Origin of the sequence: Bacillus cereus group sp. BfR-BA-01381, assembly GCF_022663555.1 — a bacterium.
Taxonomy (GTDB): domain Bacteria; phylum Bacillota; class Bacilli; order Bacillales; family Bacillaceae_G; genus Bacillus_A; species Bacillus_A pacificus.
Genome location: NZ_JAKUFR010000179.1, coordinates 1 through 3,024, shown reverse-complemented (window position 1 = coordinate 3,024; position 3,024 = coordinate 1). Strand labels below are relative to the sequence as shown.

Sequence of the window (3,024 nt, the reverse complement as noted above, 5' to 3'; positions counted from 1 at the left end):
AGGACGTCGCCAAGCAAAAACCTAAGTCGTTTCGACTTAGGTTTTTTTGTGTTTATTTTTATATATCAAATGTCGTAATTCGTAAATTTAGTAATCTTAATGAGAGAAAAGGATGAAATAGAGACGTTTTAAAGTCAACTACCCCCAGTGAGACAAAGCCTTTCAGTGGGGGCTTGAGCTCGAGCGCTAGGTCTTTTCGTCTATCGCTAGACAGTTTGACGCTCTAGCATTCATGCTACCCTACGATTTGTCACGCAACTTACTAATCTATCTACACCTAAATCGCAATTCAAAGCGTTACTCGTAGTCGTGGATGGTTTCTTCATTTGAGAAACATGCATTTCATATGTATAATGCACCTCAAAGAATCGACTTTTTTTGCTTCGGTACAATCTCAATGTAGAAGATTTTTTATGTCTTAAATTTTTCGGCATACGTATTTTAATGGAACCGAATTTTTTCTGAATGCCACATTCATCGGAACCATCCAATACCCGTTATTATCCATTTTAGGGACTTGATAGATTTCAATGATTCGTTTGTCAGTGGAACGAGAATAATTTGGAAACTTCGGACGCCCTGTGAACTTCTTAGGATTTTTCTTCCGTTGTTCCAACGCTTTAAAAAAGCTCTTCACTTCTGCATATAAGGCTCTGCGAATCGCTTGAACAGAATTTGATTGAACTCCTGGGTAGTTCGTATCGGCTTGCATGGCAGTATCCACTTCTTTTACAGTAGCCATCCTGTTATGATTCAAGTAACTTTGTTTTATCGTGTACAAGATAACATTTCGCAACGCTTTTGAGCTATGTGACATGCGCTGAAGTAAATCCCCACTGATTAAAGTTTCAATTTATACAATGTTTTTCATTTTTAAAGGATTTCATTCATCAAAAAATCTATAATTAAGGTAATTAACATATATTTTTGATGGGTGTGGGGGATTATGAAAGAAATATGCATGTTATTAGTGGCTGTTATATTATGGGGGACAGCCATTGCACCAACAAAGTGGGCGTTAGAATCTATTCAGCCATTTACTTTGTTATTTATTCGCCTTTTCTTCGCGAGTGGAATTTGTTTGCTATTTTCATTTAAACAATTAAAAAGATCGGTTGTACATAAACAAGTGCCGTGGAAAAGAATGAGTTTACTATCTTTTACTGGTGTAGCTGGTTACTTTATGTTCACATCCTACGGTATTTCTTTAACAAGTGGATTGCATGTTAGTATTATTGATGCTGCTTTACCGTTAGTTACAATTCTTTTTTCAGCGTTCTTTTTGAAAGAAAAAATTCAGCTTAATTATTGGGTTGGTATTGTACTCGGGGCTATTGGAGTACTTCTTATTACAATCCCATCTAGTAACGGGGATCAAGAAGTATCTTTAATAGGAGATATCCTTATTTTATTAAGTACGTTCTTATTTGCTTTCTATACAGTATTGCTGAAACGACCAAAACAAGAAAAGTATTTATCAAACAAGGTTTTTACAACATTAACTTTAATTATTGGAGCTGTTATTTTATTACCATTTGCAATGGTAGAAACTTTTTACTATGGTTTCCCGGAAATCGAAACATGGAAGACTGGATTTAGTGTAATGTATCTTGTTATAGGCGCAACAATTTTAGCGTATTGGTTTTGGAATAGAGCACTAGAGACAGTCTCAGCATCAGTAAGTGGGTTATATTTAAATGCGTTACCATTAATAAGTATTGTTGCTTCAATTGTTTTATTAGGTGAGTCTGTAACTTGGAAGATAGTAATAGGAGGAAGTTTAGTTTTAATAGGGGTAGGATGGGCAGATAAACAAAAGATAAGTAAGTTATTAAAGAAGAATAACTTGAATAGTAAGGAATGCTAAGCAGTATGTTGTATATAGTTTAAATAAAAAACACCTTATATATTAAGTGTTTTTTTATTTGGAAAGATAATAGATTGAAATCAGTATGGATATTCTTTGCTATATTTATACATATTGAAATCATTTTGAAATATTGTTTGAACGAGTTGTATACATTCAGTATCATAAAAACTTTCGAAAGTTGGAAGACGGGGGAATAAAGGGTCAGTAATATCGGATTCACTAAAATTCCCTTTATAAATCATCGAGGGAGTTTGATGATGCCAGGATGTTGAAAAATCATTTATTGGTGCGGTTTTTAATTCGAAACGCTTTTCTAATGCTTTCATATCCTGATTGAAGTTTTCTAAGTATATATAATTGGTTACATATTTTTCTTCATTAGCTATATATTGTTGTGTGAAATGCGGATTAATACTATTTGCTTGTGCCCCATTAATAAGTAGATAGTATAGAAATTGTTTAAATGAGAGCCCTTTGGACGAATTTTCGTCTTGATATAGAAACTTTCGGATAGGCTTCCATTCGGGATTTTCTATATAAGGAGGTGCAATTAAGGATACGAAAGAACTGACTGCTCTCTTATAAGGGTTACGAACAAGTTTAAAAGTTTCTTTTTGTTTTTCTCGTAACGCTATACCTAGCCGTAGACTATAGGCAGGCGCATTTTTGTATATATCATATTCATAATTATGAATGAAAGGGCTATAATTTAGAGCTGTTTGTAATAAATCAATTTGGTAAAAGAACCACTTGGCAAGAGAAGTACAACCACTTTTTTGGCTCCAAAATAGAATGATAGGAAACTTCTTATGATAGTGTGGATTTCTTGAATGAGCATTGATGATGTGTAATAAGGTAGGATCGAACAACCCCTACACCCCTTTCGGATATTTTAATTATATGTATGGAAAATAAAGAGGAATATGAGTAGCTATTTCATCTTTTCTAAAAAAGCGAAAAATTAATGTTGACTATTACTGAATAGGGGTGTAATATAAAACAAGTCGCCGATGACAACAACGTCGAAAGCGACAAACGAAATGAAAAACTTAGTTGACATTGAAAGATGAAAATGTTAACATAAGGAAGTCGCAAATGAGCGACTAAGTAGTTCTTTGAAAACTGAACGAAACAAACAACGTGAAACGTCAATT

The 3,024-nt window shown here is 33.7% G+C and carries 2 protein-coding genes and 1 pseudogene; 1 reads left to right on the top strand and 2 read right to left on the bottom strand.

What is annotated here, in order from left to right:
* Positions 1 to 245: 245 nt before the first annotated feature.
* Positions 246 to 829: pseudogene (locus tag MR079_RS27970) on the bottom strand (nuclease/transposase family protein); the annotation flags it as partial.
* A gap of 117 nt (positions 830 to 946) precedes the next feature.
* Here MR079_RS27970 and MR079_RS27965 point away from each other — a divergent pair.
* Positions 947 to 1,867 carry a DMT family transporter gene (locus tag MR079_RS27965; protein WP_139869852.1) on the top strand — a complete coding sequence of 307 codons (921 nt, stop codon included), beginning with the start codon at positions 947 to 949 and terminating at the stop codon, positions 1,865 to 1,867.
* Positions 1,868 to 1,947: 80 nt separating this feature from the next.
* Here MR079_RS27965 and MR079_RS27960 read toward each other — a convergent pair whose 3' ends face one another.
* Positions 1,948 to 2,739 (bottom strand): sulfotransferase family 2 domain-containing protein, encoded by a 792-nt coding sequence (locus MR079_RS27960; protein WP_139869851.1) that lies wholly within the window; start codon positions 2,737 to 2,739, stop codon positions 1,948 to 1,950.
* Positions 2,740 to 3,024 lie beyond the last annotated feature (285 nt).

Excerpts from the sequence above, each read along its gene's own strand:
- MR079_RS27965 (WP_139869852.1), top strand. The coding sequence starts at position 947 with ATGAAAGAAATATGCATGTTATTAGTGGCTGTTATATTATGGGGGACA.